Here is a 20,888-nt window from a genome sequence, read left to right as displayed (position 1 = left end):
TTGATTAAAGAACGTCTCAAGTTAGCAGAACAATTAGAAGGAAATTAAAATGGTCAATGTTTTTCACGGTACTTCCAATGTCTATGCGGATCTTGGCTTTTCAGATTCTAGAGAGATGCTAATTAAAGCGCAACTTGCACATAAGATTAGTCAAATTCTTAAAGAAAAAAACTTAACACAAAAGCAAGCTAGTCAACTTTTAAAAATGACGCAACCAAAATTGTCTAAACTTTTAAGTGGAGAATTTCGAGGGATAAGTGAAATGAAAATGCTTGAGTGTTTGGCAAAATTGGGAAATGATATCAAGATTGTTGTGAGTTCGGAAAAAGTTAAAACGTTTGAAGGACGGTTTGAAGTTGTTTTTACCTCTTAAGCCTCTTTATGATTTGCTTTTTATGCTCTATTCATACGTGACAATCTTATATAAAAAATGGTCAAAAATATTTTGAATCACGTATAAAAGTGTGGATTCAGAGGTGGATTCAAAAGAAGTTAGTTAACCTAATATTTTGATTTTTTTGTATTTTTAGGCATAATATCTTTCCTAGATTACTATCCTAAATAAGAGTTTTGCGTATATTCCATATATTAGCTATATGTTATAGATGAATTATGAATATGGCATAGTATCAAATGCTCAATCTGCGATAGAAAATACTGAATAGGTCGCTAACGATATTATAACAGCACGATAAGTTCCTTGAATATCACGTTCGATAATTTCTAGAACATTGGTAGATTCAAATCCCTTGAGAACTTTAACATTTTCTCCTTTATCTCCTATCTGAGCAAGATAAAGAGCATAACCAATCCTTTGTTGAATAAGATTCGCAAAACTTTTTATATCTTTTCGTGAAGATCCAAGCCATATGATACGTTTTATTTTACTCATAATTATTAATATATCCATATGGATATAATTTCAAATGCTTATTTAATAATATGAAAATTAGGAATTCTTTATTCTAAAATAATGAGTTCGAATTTAAGCTGGTTAATTTGCAAAGAAATTAGGTTTGAATGCAAAATTAAAATACACTTATGAGAACCTCTTTAAATGAATGCTTAAACGTTTGAAACATAAAATGAGATCTTTATAAGAAACGTTTAAAACCTCTTTTTATAACAGCTATAATTTAGTTATCATTTGCTCTTAAAAACGTTTCAGTTATCAAAAAGCAAAGATCTAGATTTCACAGCAGAGAAAATCTTAAAAAACTTACATTTGATAAAAGCGTTTGTTTATTTGTCTTATGAAAAGCTGCTTTAAAAGCTAACGCTCGTAAATGGTGTTATAGACACTCACTTAATACACATTTGCTTTTGATTGGTTTGATAAACCTACAAAGCATTTTAATACGTTTTTATTTTAGAATGTCAGTTATTTGAATTCACTCAACTCAATTTTGAGCTTAGTATTTTAAAACATTTTAAAGAAGCATTTTGATTATGTGCTTTATTTCAAATGAATCTCTTTAAAGAAAAGGCGTTATTCTTAAGACATTTGATAGCAATAACAAGCGTTTATATTTTCTCTCATTCAAATGAATGCTATCAAGATTATACCTATCCTTTACGTTCCTTTTGATAAGTTTTCATATCTCTAATAGAGCGCTTGCAATATAATACGTTTTGTATATATGCATTCATTACTCCGTTGCGAGTGATTAATTTTTAATCATTAGAATCAGAATTAGAAAGCCGCGTCATATTAATGGCACGGCTTTCTTTTTGAATTCTCTCTTTTATGATACGTTTTAAACAATGCTTATAATGCATTTATAGCCATAAAGAAGGCACTCACACACTATTATTTGTTTTATTTCTCAATCTTTACAACCTCATCGCTTTTATAGACCTCATAATTATCAGGAACCAATTTTATCTTACTTTGTGTATCTATTTTTGCTCTTCCATAGGCACGACCCCAAACCTTGACATAACCAGAGATTTTCGCATTGCCATAAACAGAGCCATAAACCGCGGCACGACCACTCACTATAGCATTGCCATAGACCTTGCCATAAATCTTTGCAAAGCCTTTGATTGCAGCTTGTCCATAAATTTTTGCACTGCTGTAAATACAAGCAGACCCAGAAACCTTTGAATGACCATAGATCCTTGCATGATCATAAATTTTTGCATATCGAGTGATTACAGCCTTGCCATAAACCTCAGCATTGCCATAGACACGCCCCCGCACATGAGAAAGATGCCTTACTTTAGCATGATCAGAAACATGAGCATAGCCATAGACAAGAGCCTCATCATAAACCCAGCAATTGCCATAGTGTGATAAGTTGCTTTCATTTTCGATATAGCCACCTAAAGTACCTGCTTTGATATCAGCAAAATCTCTAATGGCTTTAATGCGGTGTAAAGTATGACCAGCCACGCAACGTGTTTCATTCGTAAATTCGTATTTTTTTGCAGGCTCTTGTTTATTATTAGAAATAACGGGGGTGTTTTTTGATATATTTGTCATATTTAAATCCTACATGTTTATATATTTGTTATTGACACCCTATAAAGGCGCCGGGCGCTAACAAACACGGCATGTAGTCCGTTGTTACACTTTTCCCATAAGGGTATTGTATGGTGTAACTACACCCGACAAAATCATTGTATGCTATTTAGAGCATAAAAGACAGCCAGTATTTTAAAGAAATGGGAGAGGTTGTTTCGTAACCTATCCGCTACATGTTCAGTGTTTGTTAATCACTTGAGTATTTATATAACAAAATACGTATTTATTGTCAAATAATATTTTATCTTTTTTGATATTTTTTATGATTTTTTTAAATGCATTGTGTGTATATATTTATCATATGCTTATTAATTGCTTCTTTTGTATTATGTGCTTTTAAAGCTATATTATGGGCTTTCTTAAACGATTGCGTTATTTTTTGAATCTATACATTTATAACATTTAGAAACGCTCTCATCATGCGTATTTTTAACTTTATAACGTATTCGTTTTTTTACTAAATGGTTTTAAAGATTTCTGTTAATTTCTTTTAATGACACATTTGCAACTTAACAGCCTTTTATAGGAACTATCTTTATAACCAATGCTTTCATTTGCATTTTGATTATAAAAAACTGCTTTTTTCACGGGTGTTTTATAGCTGTTATCTTCTTTATAGCCACCGCATCATTTTTCATTTTTATAAGAGAAATGATAATTGTGATTTATTGCTTCTTATAAAAACATCTCTAAAGAGAGATTGATAACTATAGAGATGAGCAAAATCCCTTTTAATAAACTAGAGAATGATTAAAACACGTCTTAAAAAAACATGTGATCTTTTAAAGCCTTAAAAAGACAGTTTATAATCATAAGAAATGCTATCAAGATCATTATTGGTTATGAGTTTTGAAGGTTTTGAAGGTTCCTTTTAGGATTCTTTTATTTATTTTGTAAATCGAAAATAAAAGTTATTATATTCCAATGTGTTAATTTTTATTAAGTTTAAAAATAACAACCTATAGTGATATTATGAAGCTATAGATGCAACTAACAATATGTTTTGAAGGTATTTTGAAGGTGTTAGGAACCTTCAAAACCTATCAAGATAAATATACATATTTTAGCTTGTGTATTTTCTCTTGTTTTTACTTTTCATAAAATTAAACGCGCCTCTTTTGTTTTATAAAGAGAGGGTGTTTTTATAGAAGGGCTTTTAATGATTTTGGTTATTTCTATTTACAATGGTTTATAATTTAGAGGGCATTTAAACAGCCTTATGATACATAACCTTATAACCAATGCTTTCATTTGCAATGTAATTATGAAAACCTGCTTTTTTACACGTGCTTTATAGCTGTTATCTTCTTTACAGCCACCGCATCATTTTTCATTTTCATAAGATAAATGATAATTGTGGTTTATTGCTTTTTATGAAAACATCTAAAAAGAGAATGATAATTACAGAGATTAGAAAAATATCTTTAAGGTATTTTTATCAATTCACTTTAATAGATAAATTTATGATTTTAGTTAGTGGTTTAAACACATCTTATGAAAAGCATATGATCCTTTAAAGCATTTCAAAAAAAAGATTTATAGTTATGAGAAATGTTATTAAGACGTATTTATAGAGGTATTTTTAAAAATAATGAGAGTAAGCAGTTATTTAAAAACCATATTAAGTGAATTTTCAAAAAATAACTTATATTAATAACATCTATAAATACCATTAATGATATATGTTATTCAGTTTCATTAAATAGTGAATAATTTAAACGAGCTTATGAAAACAATAAAGCTATCATTTGAGATGACGGTATAACCTTTTAAAGGTAATCCAAAAGAAGCGTATTCTATTTAAGAATGGATTTCTTATAAGTCTTAAAGCAATCCAAATAAGGGTGTTTAAAAGTGCAAATGATTTCTTTTTAGAAGAACACATATAAACACTCCTTTTAAGATTGTATCTAATTAACTTAATAAAAGAGGTATAGATTATGATTATAAGACTCTATACCCCTTATAAGATAGCATACCCATTATATGAGCATACCTTAATAAGCTTATTCAGTTTCTTTAATTTCTAATTTTGGTAAGTTCTTAACGATTTTCATTGTCTCTAAACTTACGGTAATAACCCTTTGAAACAATTCTAGAGGGTATGCAGGGTTTCCAACGGTCTCAACAGCATAGCGATTGGCATCATTCACAATACCACTCTTTTTATCAGTCTTTACACATTGACGCCCCATAACCCATTCAAGAGCAGGTCTACCATTGACGATATAGTTATAAGCCTCTAGAGGGATATCTGTCATAATGATATTGCTATTATAAATAACCGTTGTTTTATCCTTTTCCTTACTATTCTTAACTTTTGCGAATTTCATTTCTGTAACATAGTAAAATTTCTCAAGATTAGAGATATCAGTTAATTTTGGATTGCCTTTTTTAAATGTGACTGGATAAGGTTTCACATCTTCATAATTCACGTGTAAATGACCTAATTCACGTCCTGCTGTAACAAATTTCCAAAAGTCCTCAACAGTTTTTACACAAGGGATACGAGGCAATTCTTTAGAGAGGTTATCAGCATAACGGGCGCGATAATCTTCTGAATGTAAAATCCCATAAACATAATAGAATAGATCATCTTTCGTGATTTTTTCATTCGGATAAGCAGCTTGAAAATGGGCTAGCCCTTCATCCGTAATGGCATCACGTTGTTGTAAACCAGCTGTTTTGTTTTGCTCTGTAGCATTTGCAAATAAATGAGTTTGTTTTTTATTTTTACTTTTCAAGGATTCAATATCTTCATAAAAATACCTTGGAAAGCATTGACTATTCTCCATTACTTGAAATTCAGGCACAGTTTTAGTCATAATAACAGAAAAATCTTTCTTTGCTCCCGTACCTGTAATTTGTATCACTTTATTTTCAATTGCTTTACCCATCGGAAATATACATGGAATTTGAGAAACCATTTCATTAAAAGCACGATTATAATAGAGCCACTGTTGTGTAAAAGGACGATAAGAACTTTTGGTAAGGCAATTTTCTTCAAATTCGAAAACCTTTCCTTTCGTTAAATGTTTTTTAAGATTAAGACTCCAACTAACTTTGCTTTCATCAGCATTAACAAAATTGTCTACAGTTTTGGTACGTGTTTTGAGATCAGAAAGTGGATAAGTATTATTAAACCGTTCTACTTCGCTGTTATAAAAAGTAATCATATTACTCATGTTTTCAGCTAAAACTTCACGGCTTGAGTTATAAGCCCAAGAGTCACGATTGGTTTTTAGACCACAAGAATAAATCTCAAAAAGTTTTTTATCATGACTTTTCTTATCACCTGTAGTTTTATCACCTATGACTAAAAATGATTTGAATCTGTCATCACGTTGATCAAGCCAATCATTATGCCTATCCGGTTTTATTATTTGCCAACCTTGTTTACTTCGTGTAATGCCATCAATGCTCCTAAGGGATTCAATTATCGTAAGCTTTTCTTTTCTACTTAGATAATCCCCAATATCACGGAAATATATTTTACCACGCTTTTCAGATTCTGGATTTTTTACGAGAATAGAGATAGCGATAGGCGCCCGAGAGCCTTCTCCAAAAATCTTCCCACCTTCTTTTCGAGAAAGTTCTCCAGAAGTTCGTTGATTACCCCGTAAATGGAAAATATAAAGGCTGCTAAATTCTTCAACAAAGCATTTGCGTAAGCCATTTAAAGAACATGCATTGATAAAACTCGCGTTTGTAACAAAACCAATAACCCCACAGTCTTTTATACGGTCGCTAGCCCAACGAATGGCACGAATATAACTATCGTAAAGTGCTTGCATATTGATTGATTCAGATTGAGCAGCATAAGTTTCACTGATCCGTTTATCTAATATGGGATAAGCAGTGTTCTTTGCATTGTCATTAGCACTTTTTTGACCTGTTGAATAAGGGGGATTGCCAAAAATAACTTTAATATCCAGTTTCTTTTGATGTTCTAAATATTCACTGTTCTCTTTAAATAATTTTTGCAGCAGACTTTTCTCTTCAAGCATTCGAAACGTATCAGTTAAACCAATATGCTTGAATGGGATATAATCACCTTTCATAAGACTATGATAAGTCGATTCAATGTTAATCGCTGCTATGTAATAGGCGAGTAAAACAATCTCATTGGCATGAATATCATGACGGAATTTATATTCCATGTCTTCTGGTTTTATGAGATCTGATTGTAACAACCGTGTGATAAAGGTTCCTGTACCTGTAAAAGGGTCGAGAATAGAAACACCCCGTGATCCTAGACTTTTACCAAATTCATTGCGTAAAACATCATCAACAGAGTGAATGATAAAATCCACAACCTCAACGGGGGTATAAACAATCCCAAGCCTATCCGTGGTTTTCTTAAATGCCTTGGTAAAAAAATCTTCATAAAGCTTGATAATAAGGTTCTGTCTTGCTTGGGGGGTTGTAATTCCAGAGGCACGGAATTTTACGCTGTCATAAAACTCTTGTAATTCTTTAGAGACTTGCTTGATATTGGTTTTATCCAATTCAGCTAAAATCTTTTCCATCGCTTGTGAAATGGCATTGTTTTGCACAAATTCATTTCCATCAAACAAGGCCTCAAACACGGGACGCGTTACAAGATGTTGTCCTAACATCTCTAGAGCTTCTTCTTGTTTGATGTCGCTGTTTAAGTTGTTTTTTAGTTCTTTATGAAAGCTCTCAAAAGCATGATAGGCTTCACTGGTTTCATCGGATAGGATATCTTTAAGATGATTGATATAATTTTGCGCAATCTCAGCAACATTGCCAGCCCAGATGCCCCAATAATCCGCAAGGGTAAATTTCTTAGCCAGAAGAGTTTTAAGGGCATTAGGAAACTCTTTATAAAAGGGTAATCTTCCTGTTACGCTATGAATGTATTTTTGTGGTTCATAGGCTGCTTTTCCAATATCAAGACCCGTGCTTTCTGGTTTCTCATAAACATGGAGTTTATCTTCAACCGTCGTCATACTCTTTAAGGCAGCAATCTCTAAAGTATGACTAACATCTTGACCTAAAATCATCTGGTTAAGGGTTACTTCAAAGTTCTCATCATGGGAAAGCAACGCATTGATCACTTGCCAGACAACACTGTATCTCTTGTTGTATTTTAAAACCTCTTCAGCAGAAACCCCAGCAGGTACCCCAACGGGTAAAATGATATAACCTCTCTTCTTGCCCTTGGAACGACGCATGATACGCCCCACCGCCTGTATCACATCCACTTGGCTTTTGCGCGGGTGTAAAAACATAATCGCATCAAGAGCAGGAACATCAACACCTTCAGACAAACAACGCACATTGGTCAACACACGACACGTATGCTCCCCCGCATCTTCCTTTAACCAATCAAGAGCTTCGTTACGTTTCTTGGCACTTTGTGTTCCATCAATATGCGCAAAGGTACACTGAAGAGGCGGCGTTTCTTTATAGAGCTTATGAAGATTAGACAATTCTTTCTGGATTTCTTGAGAGTTAAATGTATCACGGATACGTTCAGAGGTCTTAATATCTTTACAAAAAGCCAAAGCCCGCCGCATAGGCTTGGGGTCATCACTCAAATCAACTTTCAAATCTATTTTACTCAGAGCTTGATAACAGCCTATAATCTTAGTCTTATCATCAAGGATAAGTTCATAATTCTCATCGGTCATCAGATGTTGAATGGATTCACTGATTTCCCCCTCATCAACACCCAAGATAATAATCTTATAAGGAACTAAGAGTTCATTCTGGACGGCTTTTGAGAATGTATAGGTGTAAAGCTCTTTTCCATAAAGCGCTTCATCATCCATAGACGCCAGAATGCCATTCATTTCATGAGCTTGTTTTTTAGCATTGTCAGCAAAGATCTTAGGCGTTGCTGTCATATATAGACGTTTTTTGCCGCCAATGATGCTGTTGTCATGAACCTTGATAAATTCAGATTCATGCTTGTCTGTTCCCAATACAACCCCCGTCGTCCTATGAGCTTCATCGCAAATAATCAGATCAAACTCGGGTAACCCATAATCCTTTTGTGCATCCGAAATCACTTGAATGGAATGATAGGTTGAAAAGATGACTGTCATCACATCAAGAGAGGTTTTATTGGCTTTACGTGCAAGCTCTTGTGAATCCGTGGTAGCGGGTAAAACAAGATCAGAAGCATCGAGACCAGATTCATCATCATGTTTCCCTTTACGACGTTTTCCTACTTGTGTATCCGAACACACCGCAAAAGAACGTAAAGGAATTTCTGTATCAAGGGTCCATTCACGGATTGTTTGTGACATCAAAGCAAGAGAAGGGACTAAAAACAACACACGCTTGCCTTTTCCCGCCATGGTCTCTGCTATCTTAAGGCTTGTGAAAGTCTTGCCCGTCCCACATGCCATAATAAGCTTGCCACGGTCTGCTTCTTGTAAACCTTCACAGACTTTCTCAAGAGCTTCTTTTTGATGATCTAAAAGCTTTTTTTTCGGTTGCTCTTTAAGGACGGCTTGTCCTCTTTCTTTATAAGCCCCCCAATCAATTTGGCTGTTTTCTAAATCAAACAGATTAATCTGTTGAATACGAACTTCTTGACCATCACATGTGTTGTTCGCATTATCACTCCAATTGCTTTCAGTGCTATCAACCAATATGCGACGTGTGAATATTTTCTTCCCAGAGGCAGCGATAAAACTATCAATATCTTCTTTTTTAATGATGTGAGAAGCATCATAGCATTTACATTGAATAGCCGCATAGCCGCCGTCATCACGGATTGTAGCGACCAGATCAATGCCAATATCACGCCCATCTTCATCATGCTCTTGAGCCCATTCCAAATAAGTTTGAACCTTTTCGTATTCTTGCTTTTGCAAGGGGTCTTCAGACAGATAATCCTTTACAAGATTTTCAAACAGAGTTCCCAATTCACGGGGTGATTTAGCCTTTTCACGGTAGAATTCTAAGAGAGAGCGTAAAGTGACATGTTTATTATCAGACTTAACAGATTGCAGCATATTACAACAGAGCTCCATTTTGATATGAGAGGGTTAATTCTTTTCAAAAGAATCAAAATGAAGCTTATTAAATCCATTTTGAATGGATAGCGATAACAAAATACAGAAAATACTAAACCTCTAAATAGGAAGTAATAATAAGACGCATACGAAAATAATCGCTGTTATAATTACAATAATACCAATAATTTCAATAATGTAAGATAATTTTCTATACATTTTACACCCATACATTACTATTATTTGTTCATTTAACTTAGTAAAAACAATTAACACAATATGTATTTAATTATTAAAAATAAATGTTCTTATACGTTTTCTAATTATGACTCTTTTGAATGAATGGTAAAAAAAGCGGATCATTTTTTTAAAAAGGCTTTTAAAGGTTGTTTATTCGTAGACTATGACACATGGTTAAATCAGCAAAATAGTGAAATTTACTGATCGTTTGACGTGTCAATTAAGACAAATGAAGTATGTACTTTTAAAAATCAGAATGATTATTTTGATAGGTTTTGAAGGTTCCTAACACCTTCAAAATACCTTCAAAACATATTGTTAGTTGCATCTATAGCTTCATAATATCACTATAGGTTGTTATTTTTAAACTTGGTAAAAATTAACACATTGAAATATAATAACTTTTATTTTTTGATTTTTAAAAATATATAAGGGGGGTAAAAAGAACCTTCAAAACCTTCAAAACTCATAGATGGGGAATGTTTCGAAGGTTTTCTTCTATAATGCAAGGCTATAAAGTTTAGTGTTTTATAAGATATCCAGATTGTCTTATTATGGTGTCTTATAACTTTTGACTAAAGGATTCCATTCATAGCGTATGGTAGGTCGACCGCCTTTAGAGTTATTATCACTTGCTATTTCACGAATATAGTTACAACGGCATAAAAGCTCTAAAGCTTGTTTAATAGCTTCTATATCTTTTAAACCCGTCCAGTCACGTTGATGAATATCACGTAAAGTAAAAACATCGGGTAAATAATCACAGCGTTCAACAATTAATTTTGCACGCTCTGCGGTTAATGTATCCCCCGCCGCATAAATACGTTTTGCGTGACTTATCAGATATTTTTCCCAATACAAAGCTCTCTCAAGGGCATCTCTATTGATTTCAAAACGCCCCCCTTCGCACAGTTCAAAAATCAACGCAAGGGTTGGTATGGTTTTATCCATTTTCAAAAGATATGATTGTAAACTTGTAGAGAATTTTCCCCCTTTGATCGTTCTTTGAAAATTTTCCCACCATTCACGAAACATCTCTTGAGCTTCAGCAGAAAAACGTATGGTAATGGGGTGTTTTGGTGATCCTAATGGTTTATCATAAAGAGAACGAAAGACCCCTTGATAGTTTTCCCATGCATTTTGCTTGGGTGGTCTATCAACCCAGTTACGCTCTTTTCGTTCATCGGGAAGGACCAGCATTTGAAATCGTTGTAATAAACCGTCATCGTTTATTCCACGGTGCATGGCTTGAATGAGTGGAATAATTCGTGAAGGTTGAATGCCCCCAATGACAGAAAGGGTTGCATTGGGAATAAAAATGGTTCCACGCTCGATACGGTCATAGGTAAATTGATCATCTCCATTAAAAGATGTTAAATAGAAAGAACGGCCTGTTTGATATTCCTTCCGTTCCAAATCGGATAAAAAACCAGATAATTCATCACGAACCAACAACAAACCACGGGGGTTTTCTTTTAACAATTCCCCAAGCTTTTCGACCGTGACATCGTTGACAATAAGACGTCGTTTATTAAGCGTGTCATCATCATCACTTTCTTTGTATTCAAGAGCTTGAGAAAGAAGAGCAAGGGCTTGTTCCTCATCTTGATCTTTGAGTGCTTTGTAGGCTTGTTTTTTCTTTTCTTTTTTGTCTAATTCAATCAGAATATCTTTTGTTTCTTGCTGTTTTTTCTGCTTTACCCATTCTTGATGCCATTCCTCTTGAAAAGCATAGAGAGGGGCTAAAGCAGCTTTCAAGGTAGGTGTTTTCATGGTTGAAGGTTGCCCCACAATGGCGCCCCAGAGATTAGGAACAATTTCCCAATTGGCATATTGTTTTGGAGCGATACGCACGCCATTTCCAATAACAGCAGCCAAACCGCATAAAGCAGAGATAGCAACAAAGTCGATAGAAGATTGTTGCATATCAGAAACGTCATAAACATAGTCTATCAATGGTGTTGGGAGCAGATATACTTTAAAAGGCTCGACGGGTAAAAGAGCTTTATCAATAGACTGTAATTCCCCCCAACCGTTTTGTTGCAAGGCTTGTTCATAAGGAATAGCTTTTAAACAAGTATTATCATTTAAAAAGGCATGATCCTTATCATTAACGGGAGCAGTTTTATTATTGTGTTGTAAATTACTATTTTTCATATTTTCCTTTCTCTAGAAACTAATACGTTATTAAAGTCCATTCCTTTTGGGGCTTGCATCATAAAGACCTCAAAGCCTTGTCTATAAGCACGATTTGCTAGGGTAAAACCTGCTTTACGACCCGCATCATCGCCATCCATTGCGATTGTCAGACGCCCTTTTATCGGGGGTAAATTCACACGCATCATGCCATTGGTGGAAAGAGACGACCATAAATTCACGGGCTCTGATAACAATCCAGACAGCAGAGACAGCCCCGTTTCAATGCCTTCACAAATAACCAAATGTTTTGGATTGTCTTGACTTAAATGCACAGCACCGCCCATGACAGAACCCAACATGGCTTTGGCTGGTTTCTGATCTGTTTTGCAGCCATTGGCTTTTAAAAAGGTCCTATGAATGGCAAAAGAGCCAGCCCCCTTAACAAGAGCCACCAACGCGGGCAGTGTCATTCCTAATGGATGTGGACATTTGTCGTGAAAGCGTAAATAAGCAGGTAATTCACATGTGATCCCCCGCATGCGTAAATAGGTTTCTGCTAAAGTATTTTTGATCGGTTGACTTTGTTGCCAAATCTTTTTTGCTCTTTCTGCTTTCTGTTTTGCTCTTTTGAAATCAGCACAAAACTGTTTTGAGAAAGAAAGCGTATGATCATAAGTTTTATCAAAAAAGGCTTGTTTCTCCAGCAAGCCAATTCTTCTAAGCGCTTGTATGATCTCTCTAAAAGAGCAACCGGCATAACAATAGAGTAAAAGACGCCCATCAAGTCCATTGGTAATGGATAAACTAGGCAATTGATCATCATGGGCTGGACAACGGGCAAGTCCATAACGCCCATGCCAAACTCCACGTAATGCACAAGTAATTTTTCGAGCTGTTGTATGCAATGCATAAGCATTGCTTGTTGTAGCATTTGTAAAATGCATAAAATCCCTTCATGCTACTTGCATTACAGGACAGTTTCTGTTATTTCGAGATTTGTAGTTGTCGAAATACTTTGTCTGTCTTATAAGGCGAAGTTTTCTTTAAGCGGTGTTGTTGTATATTGGTTTTTTACCTTCTTAATAAGCGAACGGTAATTCTGGATATTTATACCGTCTTATTAGCAACACGCCGCTAAATTACTTAAAAGATTATACAAAATGGTATAAAACTTTTAATAGTGATAAGAGTTAATAGTTCATTAGTGAATCCCCATTTTTATTTAAAGAGATGAAATAGAATCATCTATTATTAACCATATTTTAATAACAACTCTAAAAAAAAATCTAGTATAAAAAACGTTTCCCAACTTATTAAGACAACATTTTGTATTTTTTATTCATGAAAAGCAATATGGGTATTCATAATGGATAAAACAAGTTGTTCTAAATGGTATATACAATGATAGACACACTCTTTAGAAGAAAAGATTATTGGGTCATAGATCTACACCAATAGCTTTGGCTTGCATCTTTTCGTAGAGTTTTTGCATTGCCTTGATATTTTCTTTCCGCACATCAATAATCGATTTTTCAATGGATGTTAAACGAGATTTATCAAGATTCTCCAGCCGCGTATAATGGGATGACATTGCTTGTCTCGCTTCGTCATAAGGTAAACCACCTTTACGATTTTTGGATAAACTATAAGCCTCGTTTATCACTTTATATTGTACAGAATCACCAACAAGCACAACGTGCTTCTTAATAACATCTATTTCCATTAATGCTGTTTTAAGACTACTAATCATAGCCTTACTATTGGCATATCTTAGCAAATCATTTTTTACAAGACTACGTTCAGTATCAATAAGTAACGAAAAATCACCACTCTTTCCAATGTTACAAATATGATTACATAAATCATTCCGTACACTATGTAATTTCTTGATGATCAATACTTTTTCAAGACTTTGCACATAACTATCTTCTTGTGATAAGATCCAATCTAATGCTTCAAATTCTTTAGAAATGATGACCTCCTATCACAACACCTTTGTCTAGCCAGTCTGGACCATATTCTTTATCAGCATTCTTGGTAAGAAAACCCATATCACGAATAAATTGTGCACCACGCCTATTTTTAAGAAATAAAAGTGTGTGAGCAGGTAATTCAACCATTGCTAACCATTCCCATACTGCTCGGCTGTCATTTGCTTTAGCCGCTGCTTCTGATTCAGCAGTATAAATACAGTCTTGATCTAACCCGCCTGCTCGTAACTCTTCACGTTCAGCATCGGTCATGTAACTTTTGGGTAATTTCTTTTGCATAGGAAATTCCTTTCTGTAATCTGTCTTAAAATATTAATCTAATGGTTAAATCTGATCAATCAAATTTCTTATTTTATCTTTGATAAATTTTCTTTTTTATCAATAAAAACCATCGTTTTTTCTGGTATAAAATAATGTATTTATTTGACATTTTTTTTGAATAAAAATATATCAATTTAAATCTAAGTTGACGTTTTTATTGAATATGGCAAAATTTTACGCTTATTTACGCGTTTCTCGTGACAAACAAGGTACAGAAAATCAAAAATTTGGCTTGTTAGAATATGCTAACAAACATGGCTTGGCTCCACTCCATATTGAAGAGGAAGTTGCAAGCAGAGGACAAGATTGGCGCAAGCGTAAACTTGGAACATTAATTGAAAAAGCAGAACGAGGAGATGTGTTGTTAACACCAGAATTTTCTCGTATCGCAGGTTCTTCTCTCGCTGTCTTAGAAATTCTCAAAGCTGCTAGTGAACGGGGGTTGATTGTTCATGTGACAAAACAAAACCTTATCATGGACGGAAGCTTACAGAGCGATATCATAGCAACCATTTTAGGTATGGTAGCGCAAATTGAAAGACATTTAATTCAAGAGCGCACAAAAGAAGCTTTAAATGTTGCACGTCAACGAGGGATAAAACTAGGACGTCCAAAGGGAAGTATTGCTACACAATTAAAGCTGGACAATCACATTGATGAAATTCAAGCATTTACAAATGTTGGTTTATCACAGAGCCGTATTGCTAAAACATTAGGCGTTAGTGTGAATACCTTGCGCTTATTTATTGAACGCAAAAATATCAAGCCTACAAAAATTAAACCACTCATTACCATGCCAAGAGCATAGGAGAATTAAGGTAAACTAAGCTGGTAAAATATCTGTTTGCATATCAGAATATATACCTAATTATACCCTATTGCGATTAACTGTACGTACATAATAAATATTTATTACGTACATATAAAATATGTAATATTTTTTTTATAATTAATAAATATGTAATAAATATATGTTATTTATTTAGTGTTTATTCACTAAATAAGGAATGTCTTAATGCCAGTCATTACTATGTGTTCCACAAAAGGTGGTGTTGGAAAATCAACAATGGCATTAGTGTTAGCTAACGTTTTTGCTAAAGCCGGATCTAAAGTGAAATTAATTGATGCAGACCCAAATCAACCACTCGTGACATGGATGGAAAGATCTGTAGATACAATGCCCCAAAATATAGAAGTTTCTGGAAATATTACAGAACAGAATATTGTTTCTTGCATTGATGATGCTGTAGAAAAATTTCCATTCGTTATTGTTGATCTTGAAGGCTCTGCTAATCTTGCTGCTTCTTTTGCTATAGGGAGAGCTGATTTAGTTTTAATTCCTATGAGAAAAAAACAACTTGATGGAGATCAGATAGGAAAGATCATTGCTTTAATAAAGCAACAGAGTCAGTTTTTCAAAAGAGAAATACCTTTTCGTATCGTATTTTCTATGACCAATACCCTAAACAGTCGCGAAGGACAGCATATAGAGAAAACGTTAGAAAAAGCTAATCTTCCTATTTTGCCTGCTTCATTAACTGAAAGAGGAGCTTTCAGTGCTCTTTTTCAGATAGGGGGGTCACTCTTTGATTTAACATCTGCCGATGTGAGTAATCCTCAAACAGCACAAGAAAATGCTACAGTTTTTGCTAACGCTGTTGTGAAAGTATTGGATAATGAAAATTTATTAAAGGACAAAGTAGTATGACAAAAAGAGCGGAAATTCCATTACCAAATTTTGAAAATTTACAACCGTTTACAAAGGCACAAAGAGTAAATGAACAAGAGTTAGACAAAATAGGTCAACAAAATGGTTTTACGACGCGTCATAGCGTAGAGAAAACACATACTAGTGGGAGTGGTCGTAGACGGCGTAGCTTAAAAACCGCACGATTAACACTTGCGCTTGAACCAACAGTAAAAGATAAATTTTGGTCTTTAGCCGATGATCTTAATGAAGATGGTGGTAATTTTCTTAATCGTCTTATTGAAAATTATATAAATAATAATTACACACAAAATAAATAATGATTATTTATTATGTATGTACAAAATACGTAGTAAATATTTAAACTTTTTTGTAATTAAAGGATTATTTATCCAATGGTTAAAGTGTCATATACATTTAAAAACTTTTTCATACGGCAATTAGTAATAAGCTGAAACAAGTTAAACAAAAAGGAAATTACAGAATGAGTACAAAAATAAAATCATTAGATTTTTCAGAACCAGATGAATCACAAATAAATATCAAAACCAGCATTGCTATAATTAATCGTTTTAAATCTATGGCTAAACAAGAGCGCTATCGCCATGGTGATTTTTAGAGATATTAATGAATGCTTATGAAAAAGACGATTAGCTATCGCCATGAACGCTTTTAAAATTCCTAGAGCATAAAAATTAAGGTAAACTATACCAAGTTGATCGCCCTCCTCCATAACGTATCAAAAGACCTTTTTCAACGAGTGATGTAAAGGTTGCTTTAAGCGTATTGGGATTTGCTCCAATTTGTATGGTACTTGAGAGGATACGTGGTCAATAATGATCAATGGGATTTTTGAAGATATAGTCCAAAAAACATCCCGTACAGGTTTATTTTATTGTAATAAAAACGTAAAATGATAAAATAATCCCGAAAGGGATTATTATGATTAGAACCAGAATAAAAATATTAGGGTTGATTGTTAGAAATACACGCAAAAAACAAGGATTAACACAAGAACAGTTAGCAGCTACATCAGGAGTTGGTGTGCGATTTGTACGTGATTTAGAAAAAGGTAAAGAATCTTGTCAGGTTGGAAAAACCATACATGTTCTTGCGATGCTAGGTCTCGAAATCAAAATTGAAAATGAAAAATTATGACTCAGACACTTGACGTTTATTTGCACACAAACCTAATCGGCCAATTGCATCAAGAGACGAGCGGAGATCTCACATTTCTCTACGATAGAGACTATTTACAGCAAGATTTACAAGGCATCTCTGTCTCTCTTCCCCCTCGTATTGAAGCTTATAAAGGTCAATCCGTAAAGGCTTTTTTTTCCGGTCTTTTACCTGATGACAATGTAAGATATCGTTTAGCAACCTACTTAGGTCTCTCTGAACGAAATGCTTTTGCTTTGCTTGAAGTTGTTGGGGGAGATTGTGCTGGAGCTCTCGCTTTATATCCACATGGACAAGTTCCAAATTTGCCAACTAATGATGTAGAAACTCTTGATGATACTCAATTGAAAGAACTTCTTGAGTGTATTAAACGTCGTCCAATGCTTGCTGGTGAAGATGGCTACAGATTATCTCTTGCAGGAGCACAAGATAAATTAGCGGTTGGCTTTAAAGACAATCGTGTTCAACTCATTAAAGGAGGCGCACCGACCACTCATATTTTGAAACCTCTCATTGAACGTATTAATGATAGTGCGCATAATGAACTTTTCTGTATGAAATTGGCAAAACTTGTAGGTATTAATGTGCCCGAAGTGTACTTACATTTTGTGAATAATACACCTTATTATCTTATCACTCGATATGACCGTCAAATATCTTCTAACGGAGAGGTTTTGCGTATTCATCAAGAGGATTTTTGTCAAGCCCTTAGTATTGCTCCAGAATTTAAATATGAATGTGAAGGAGGACCTAGTATTGCTGCGTGTCAAACCATTATTTTTCAGCATACGTTGCGTCCTGCTGTTGATCAACTGAATTTCCTTAATATAATTATTTTTAATTATTTAATTGGTAATGCTGACGCACATGGCAAAAACTTTTCACTACTCTACCAACAGAAAAAACCAGAACTTGCTCCTGCATATGATTTGTTAAGCACAGCTATTTATTCAGATTTATCTCAAAAAATGGCTATGAAAATAGGAGGAGAATATATGCCTAAAAATATATATTTGCGTCATTTTTTTAAAATGGTTGCGGATACTAAAGCTGCTCAATTGTCCTTAAAAAAGCAAATAGAAAGAATGACTTGTTTGATCAATGATAAGGCAGTAAAATTAAAAAAAGAACTTGAATGTGAAGGTTTGTATTCTAAAGTTTTTGATGCAATCATCAATGTTATTCAAAAACGTTCTCAACATTTAAAACTTTAATCTTCCTTCTTCAGCTCTTCATTAGAACGTAACATATTTTCGATTTTTATCTACTTTTTCCTTAAGCTCATAGTACCGAATAATAAAATGTGCAAATCAATGCCCCTTGTTGAGGAAGTATATCGATCGTTTTCATCTATATGTTGGCAACCAAAATATCCAAAATCCCATATTACAATCAGCCCATGAGCATAAAGACGCGAAAGTAATATACTAACACGTCCTGGGCTACGAGTCATAAAGCCAATATCTCGATTGCTTTTAAAAATAATAGGAACGCCACCTTTTTTAAATGCTTTATCAGGTGTTATTTGTAATAAAGTAGAAAGAATAGAAGCTTCTGATTCAGAAATTAAACCAATAAAAGGTAATCGGTAAGCTAGTTTGCTTAATCTATCACGGCTTACAGTTTTATATTCAACATTCTCTGCTATTTTTTGATATTCTAGATGTTGTGCAGTTAAGTGTCGCCCTGTTATTTTCTCACTTTAATAAGATTTTTTATCAAACTTATGGTACAAATTGATTTGAATCTGTTTGCATATTTAAAGTTTTAAGAGCTTTATCCAGTTCTGATTTGAACAAAGAACTTTTTTGGTCGTTAGATTTTGTTTGCTCGTTTTTTCTCGCTTTTTGCATGCACAAATTTTTCAATTTTTCCTCAGAAGCTTCATTGAGCAAGGCATAAAACGAACGTTCGAGATAGAGTTCTCCTCGATTTTCTTTGGCAATCATTCCCCGCAGATACCCTCCAGATGATTTCACCAATTCCTTGCAATGTTTTTCGAAGATGATAGCAATAGCCAGAGCAGCTTTTTTAATTCCCATTGTTTTTTTAGCTTCTTCAACGGCGTTAGAAGAAATTCCTTTCATTTTAGCTAAAAACTCCATATATCCGATTAAATCCCTTTCCGATTGCAATCCATGTTTCAAAAACATAGCAACGTTAGGCAATGCCTCAGTTAAAAGTTCTGGTTTGATTTGAAGCGGTTCATTGCGTTTTGAAGGTAAGGTATATTCAGTTTTGCCTTTCTCTGTATTTTCATAAGTTATTTTATCGTGACCAGAGGTCACATTGTTAATTTGAGTGTGTTCAGATTTTTCTGAACACTCATTTTTATTACAATTACAAGTATGATTAAGGGTTGTATATTCTATGTGCATTTCGTCAGCGAAATGCCTGTATTTTGTTTTTGCTGTTTTTTGCTTTAAAAATCTCTCTAAAATCCATTCAAAAAGCCCTACTGCTTTGTGCAATTTTTCCATTGAAGCTTTAGCCGGACGACCAATAATATGAATGATTTTTTGCATTCTAGAAAAAAGCAATGATGTAAATGGTGTAACTTCAATTGAAGCGTAAGAAGCTTTGATTTGTCGCACCAACCCCTGAAAACAATGCAAAGCATCTTTTTGTTTGTCCTGAGCTTCTATGATTTCATCAATTTTTTGTTTAAGTTCATGGTATCGCGCAACCAGAATACGTAAATCAATACCGCAAGCTGCTATAATTCCATGATCACGGCTTCGTATTGAATAGCGTTTAAAGTTACCAGAATCCCGCATAACAACAAGCCCGCAATCATAAAGACGTGAAAGCAATATACTAACGCGTGATTCACTACGGCAAATTTCTTTACCAAGACAGTAATTGCTTTTAAAAACGATAGGAACGCCCCCTTTTTCAAATGAAGATGTCGAAGCTGTATTCAATAAAGCCAAGAGAAGTTTACCTTCTGTCTCTCGTATAAAACCAGCCCTCTCTAATTTTTTAGCCAATCCAATGAGTTGTCCCCGACTTACAGAACCCATTTCAGCATTTTCTGCTAATTTTCTAAATTCTATATGATGCGCACTTAACTTTCTTCCTGATGTTTTGTTAACCATAATTACTTCAACCTCTAAGTTAGAGGCAAAAAAAATGAAAAAACACCCCGTTTCTACAAAATTTCTCTTGCAGAATGCATTACGATAAATTAAACTGATGATACGTTTTTGATTTAATTTACCGTCTAGGTATTTAAAAGCCCTTCTGTTAGAACTTTTTTGAGTGCTGCAGCAGGGTTTTTATTTTTTTTGCCATTGTTTTTCCTTTAAAGAACAAAGAATCATATTTTTAAAAAAGCTTGTAAGAACAAAAGGTATATTAAAAAAAAAAGATTTTCAATATGGTTAAAATTATCTAAGCACTTCTAAAGTACTTGAATCTAAACACATAAAAAAAATTTTATGATTTATTTGATTGGAATGAAACCACATCACTCTTATTAACTTTTCTTATTGTCATAATAAAAATCTATTAAAAACCGTAAAACATCACCAAAGGTTAAAAGATCTTCCCCTTCTGGTGTTAATTTCTCAGCAAGAGCTCTAAATTTTTCATCAATATCTGGACGAACTGTCATAGTTATACGACTTGTTTTCACACTACGGCGCTTAAATCGACCATCAATTTGATTAAAGAACGTCTCAAGTTAGCAGAACAATTAGAAGGAAATTAAAATGGTCAATGTTTTTCACGGTACTTCCAATGTCTATGCGGATCTTGGCTTTTCAGATTCTAGAGAGATGCTAATTAAA

At 34.0% G+C, this 20,888-nt stretch carries 17 protein-coding genes; 7 read left to right on the top strand and 10 right to left on the bottom strand.

The window, feature by feature from the left end; genetic code table 11:
* Nucleotides 1–49 precede the first annotated feature (49 nt).
* On the top strand, nt 50–373 hold the full coding sequence (locus NNJ85_RS09480) for a helix-turn-helix domain-containing protein (RefSeq protein WP_254473287.1): 324 nt from the start codon (nt 50–52) through the stop codon (nt 371–373).
* Nucleotides 374–637: 264 nt separating this feature from the next.
* On the opposite strand, the gene NNJ85_RS09475 is transcribed toward NNJ85_RS09480, so the two are convergent.
* The 7 genes from NNJ85_RS09475 to NNJ85_RS09445 all read right to left on the bottom strand — a co-directional run bounded on the left by NNJ85_RS09475 (nt 638) and on the right by NNJ85_RS09445 (nt 14,168).
* Nucleotides 638–892 carry a hypothetical protein gene (locus NNJ85_RS09475; protein ID WP_254475499.1) on the bottom strand — a complete coding sequence of 85 codons (255 nt, stop codon included), beginning with the start codon at nt 890–892 and terminating at the stop codon, nt 638–640.
* Nucleotides 893–1,819: 927 nt separating this feature from the next.
* The gene (locus NNJ85_RS09470; RefSeq protein WP_254475497.1) at nt 1,820–2,485 is read right to left on the bottom strand and encodes a hypothetical protein; all 666 of its coding nucleotides are present in this window, start codon (nt 2,483–2,485) and stop codon (nt 1,820–1,822) included.
* 2,048 nt (nt 2,486–4,533) lie between these two features.
* Nucleotides 4,534–9,519, bottom strand: coding sequence for a type ISP restriction/modification enzyme (locus tag NNJ85_RS09465; protein WP_254475495.1), 4,986 nt, complete (start codon nt 9,517–9,519; stop codon nt 4,534–4,536).
* Nucleotides 9,520–10,311: 792 nt separating this feature from the next.
* Nucleotides 10,312–11,916 (bottom strand): YfjI family protein, encoded by a 1,605-nt coding sequence (locus tag NNJ85_RS09460; protein WP_254475493.1) that lies wholly within the window; start codon nt 11,914–11,916, stop codon nt 10,312–10,314.
* Nucleotides 11,913–12,842, bottom strand: a complete 930-nt coding sequence (locus tag NNJ85_RS09455; RefSeq protein ID WP_254475491.1) for a toprim domain-containing protein — start codon at nt 12,840–12,842, stop codon at nt 11,913–11,915. The genes NNJ85_RS09460 and NNJ85_RS09455 overlap by 4 nt, the downstream gene beginning before the upstream one ends.
* Before the next feature lie 494 nt (nt 12,843–13,336).
* Complete coding sequence (locus NNJ85_RS09450) at nt 13,337–13,648, bottom strand: hypothetical protein (protein WP_254475489.1); 312 nt, start codon at nt 13,646–13,648, stop codon at nt 13,337–13,339.
* A 214-nt stretch (nt 13,649–13,862) separates the two neighbouring features.
* The gene (locus NNJ85_RS09445; RefSeq protein WP_254475487.1) at nt 13,863–14,168 is read right to left on the bottom strand and encodes a hypothetical protein; all 306 of its coding nucleotides are present in this window, start codon (nt 14,166–14,168) and stop codon (nt 13,863–13,865) included.
* A gap of 205 nt (nt 14,169–14,373) precedes the next feature.
* Here NNJ85_RS09445 and NNJ85_RS09440 point away from each other — a divergent pair, with 205 nt between their 5' ends.
* The 6 genes from NNJ85_RS09440 (at nt 14,374) to NNJ85_RS09420 (ending at nt 18,311) form a co-directional block, all read left to right on the top strand.
* Nucleotides 14,374–15,018: a recombinase family protein gene (locus NNJ85_RS09440; protein WP_254475485.1), complete on the top strand. Its 645-nt coding sequence runs from the start codon at nt 14,374–14,376 to the stop codon at nt 15,016–15,018.
* A 207-nt stretch (nt 15,019–15,225) separates the two neighbouring features.
* A complete protein-coding gene (locus tag NNJ85_RS09435; RefSeq protein ID WP_254475483.1) occupies nt 15,226–15,918 on the top strand; it encodes a ParA family protein in 693 nt (230 codons plus the stop codon).
* The gene (locus NNJ85_RS09430) at nt 15,915–16,238 is read left to right on the top strand and encodes a hypothetical protein (RefSeq protein WP_254475481.1); all 324 of its coding nucleotides are present in this window, start codon (nt 15,915–15,917) and stop codon (nt 16,236–16,238) included. Before NNJ85_RS09435 ends, NNJ85_RS09430 begins: the two co-directional genes overlap by 4 nt.
* A 164-nt stretch (nt 16,239–16,402) precedes the next feature.
* Nucleotides 16,403–16,537, top strand: coding sequence for a hypothetical protein (locus tag NNJ85_RS09700; protein ID WP_256481185.1), 135 nt, complete (start codon nt 16,403–16,405; stop codon nt 16,535–16,537).
* Between the two features lie 323 nt (nt 16,538–16,860).
* Nucleotides 16,861–17,076: a type II toxin-antitoxin system Y4mF family antitoxin gene (locus NNJ85_RS09425; RefSeq protein WP_254475479.1), complete on the top strand. Its 216-nt coding sequence runs from the start codon at nt 16,861–16,863 to the stop codon at nt 17,074–17,076.
* Nucleotides 17,073–18,311, top strand: coding sequence for a type II toxin-antitoxin system HipA family toxin (locus NNJ85_RS09420; protein WP_254475477.1), 1,239 nt, complete (start codon nt 17,073–17,075; stop codon nt 18,309–18,311). Before NNJ85_RS09425 ends, NNJ85_RS09420 begins: the two co-directional genes overlap by 4 nt.
* A gap of 50 nt (nt 18,312–18,361) precedes the next feature.
* Here the strand turns inward: NNJ85_RS09420 and NNJ85_RS09785 are convergent, their stop codons facing one another.
* The 3 genes from NNJ85_RS09785 to NNJ85_RS09410 all read right to left on the bottom strand — a co-directional run bounded on the left by NNJ85_RS09785 (nt 18,362) and on the right by NNJ85_RS09410 (nt 20,734).
* The gene (locus NNJ85_RS09785) at nt 18,362–18,790 is read right to left on the bottom strand and encodes a helix-turn-helix domain-containing protein (protein ID WP_371923344.1); all 429 of its coding nucleotides are present in this window, start codon (nt 18,788–18,790) and stop codon (nt 18,362–18,364) included.
* Nucleotides 18,791–18,821: 31 nt separating this feature from the next.
* A complete protein-coding gene (repC, locus tag NNJ85_RS09415; protein WP_254475500.1) occupies nt 18,822–20,120 on the bottom strand; it encodes a plasmid replication protein RepC in 1,299 nt (432 codons plus the stop codon).
* 455 nt (nt 20,121–20,575) lie between these two features.
* Nucleotides 20,576–20,734 carry a hypothetical protein gene (locus NNJ85_RS09410; protein WP_254475475.1) on the bottom strand — a complete coding sequence of 53 codons (159 nt, stop codon included), beginning with the start codon at nt 20,732–20,734 and terminating at the stop codon, nt 20,576–20,578.
* Nucleotides 20,735–20,888: the final 154 nt, after the last annotated feature.

This window comes from Bartonella sp. B1098 (assembly GCF_944896145.1).
Classification (GTDB): Bacteria; Pseudomonadota; Alphaproteobacteria; order Rhizobiales; family Rhizobiaceae; genus Bartonella.
The sequence above is the reverse complement of the archived record's forward strand: the minus strand, read 5'-3'. Positions and strand labels throughout refer to the sequence as shown.

Coding starts and splice junctions, on each gene's coding strand:
- NNJ85_RS09480 (WP_254473287.1), top strand. CDS start 50: ATGGTCAATGTTTTTCACGGTACTTCCAATGTCTATGCGGATCTTGGC.
- NNJ85_RS09475 (WP_254475499.1), bottom strand. CDS start 892: ATGAGTAAAATAAAACGTATCATATGGCTTGGATCTTCACGAAAAGAT.
- NNJ85_RS09470 (WP_254475497.1), bottom strand. CDS start 2,485: ATGACAAATATATCAAAAAACACCCCCGTTATTTCTAATAATAAACAA.
- NNJ85_RS09465 (WP_254475495.1), bottom strand. CDS start 9,519: ATGCTGCAATCTGTTAAGTCTGATAATAAACATGTCACTTTACGCTCT.
- NNJ85_RS09460 (WP_254475493.1), bottom strand. CDS start 11,916: ATGAAAAATAGTAATTTACAACACAATAATAAAACTGCTCCCGTTAAT.
- NNJ85_RS09455 (WP_254475491.1), bottom strand. CDS start 12,842: ATGCATTTTACAAATGCTACAACAAGCAATGCTTATGCATTGCATACA.
- NNJ85_RS09450 (WP_254475489.1), bottom strand. CDS start 13,648: ATGATTAGTAGTCTTAAAACAGCATTAATGGAAATAGATGTTATTAAG.
- NNJ85_RS09445 (WP_254475487.1), bottom strand. CDS start 14,168: ATGCAAAAGAAATTACCCAAAAGTTACATGACCGATGCTGAACGTGAA.
- NNJ85_RS09440 (WP_254475485.1), top strand. CDS start 14,374: ATGGCAAAATTTTACGCTTATTTACGCGTTTCTCGTGACAAACAAGGT.
- NNJ85_RS09435 (WP_254475483.1), top strand. CDS start 15,226: ATGCCAGTCATTACTATGTGTTCCACAAAAGGTGGTGTTGGAAAATCA.
- NNJ85_RS09430 (WP_254475481.1), top strand. CDS start 15,915: ATGACAAAAAGAGCGGAAATTCCATTACCAAATTTTGAAAATTTACAA.
- NNJ85_RS09700 (WP_256481185.1), top strand. CDS start 16,403: ATGAGTACAAAAATAAAATCATTAGATTTTTCAGAACCAGATGAATCA.
- NNJ85_RS09425 (WP_254475479.1), top strand. CDS start 16,861: ATGATTAGAACCAGAATAAAAATATTAGGGTTGATTGTTAGAAATACA.
- NNJ85_RS09420 (WP_254475477.1), top strand. CDS start 17,073: ATGACTCAGACACTTGACGTTTATTTGCACACAAACCTAATCGGCCAA.
- repC (WP_254475500.1), bottom strand. CDS start 20,120: ATGGGTTCTGTAAGTCGGGGACAACTCATTGGATTGGCTAAAAAATTA.